General features: G+C 73.7%; 1 pseudogene. It reads left to right on the top strand.

From position 1 onward, the window contains the following. A pseudogene (locus tag KVT32_RS28445) lies at window positions 1-574 on the top strand (ABC transporter permease); the annotation flags it as partial.

The raw sequence follows: 574 nt of genomic DNA, 5'->3' as shown, positions 1-574 counted from the left end.
GGAACCACCGGCTCGCTCGGCCCGCAGGAACAGCGGGCGATCGCCGCGACCCCGGGCGTCGGCCAGGTGCAGTTCCTGCGTACCCGGCCGGTCTCGCTGGCCGCCGACCGCCCCGACGTGGTCCTCATCGCGCGCGACATCGATGCCGCCGACCCGGGCCGTTTGCTGTTCCTGGTCGGCGAATCGCGCCCGGCGCCGCCTGGGGCGCGCCCGGCCTGGGTCTCGGAGGCGATGCTCGACCTGTACGGCGCGCGCGTCGGCGGCAGCATCACCCTGCCGCTGGGCGGCAAGCCGGCGCCCTTCTTCGTCGCCGGAGTCTGGCGCGACTACGCCAACCAGTCCGGCTCGGTCGTGATCCGGCTGCCCGATTACCGCGCCATCACCGGCGACACCGCGGTCACCGACGCCGCCATCTATATCGACGGCGAACAGCGCGGCGGCGAGAAACAGGCGGACCGGATCGAACGCGCCCTGCGCCAGCTGCCGTTCGGACCGGCGCTGCAGCTGGCCCGGCCGGGCGACATCCGCGCCGCCAGCCTGCAGATCTTCGACCGCAGCTTCGCCGTGACTTACC

Origin of the sequence: Achromobacter sp. GbtcB20, from assembly GCF_019091095.1 — a bacterium.
Lineage (GTDB): Bacteria > Pseudomonadota > Gammaproteobacteria > Burkholderiales > Burkholderiaceae_B > Achromobacter > Achromobacter mucicolens.
Note: the sequence above shows the minus strand (reverse complement) of the source record. Positions and strands in the feature narration are given on the sequence as shown.